Source organism: Campylobacter sp. MG1 (assembly GCF_026616895.1).
GTDB lineage: Bacteria > Campylobacterota > Campylobacteria > Campylobacterales > Campylobacteraceae > Campylobacter_E.
Map to the genome: position 1 here is coordinate 1 of NZ_JANYME010000041.1, position 459 is coordinate 459.

Sequence of the window (459 nt, forward strand, 5' to 3'; positions counted from 1 at the left end):
AGCTATGATAATGCGTGAATTCGCAATACTTTTGCTTGCAAGTTCTTTGCGAGGCAAAAGTTCTAATTGACTTTGGACTTCATCGCTTGCTTTTTTAGCAAAATCTTGACTTAAACACACCAAAATCACTTGAGAATCTGCACCATGTTCAGCTTGTGAAAGCAAATCACTAGCTACAAATTTTTCATTAGCCAAATCATCAGCTATTACTAAAACTTCACTAGGTCCTGCTTGCATATCAATAGCTGCTCCGTTTATATCGCTACTTACTTGGCGTTTTGCTTCGGTTACAAAGGCATTTCCTGGGCCAAAAATTTTATCCACCTTTAAAACACTTTGCGTACCGTAAGCCAAAGCCGCTATAGCTCCTGCACCACCCATTTGATAAATTTCATCCACGCCGCAAAGCTTAGCACAAAAAAGCACGGCATCATTGATTTTTGCAGGACTTGCTAAAAC

General features: G+C 39.7%; 1 protein-coding gene. It reads right to left on the reverse strand.

Annotated features, from left to right (window positions below):
* Window positions 1–459, reverse strand: a 459-nt coding sequence (locus NY022_RS09590; RefSeq protein WP_267525656.1) for a histidinol dehydrogenase, incomplete at both ends; no start/stop codon positions are given.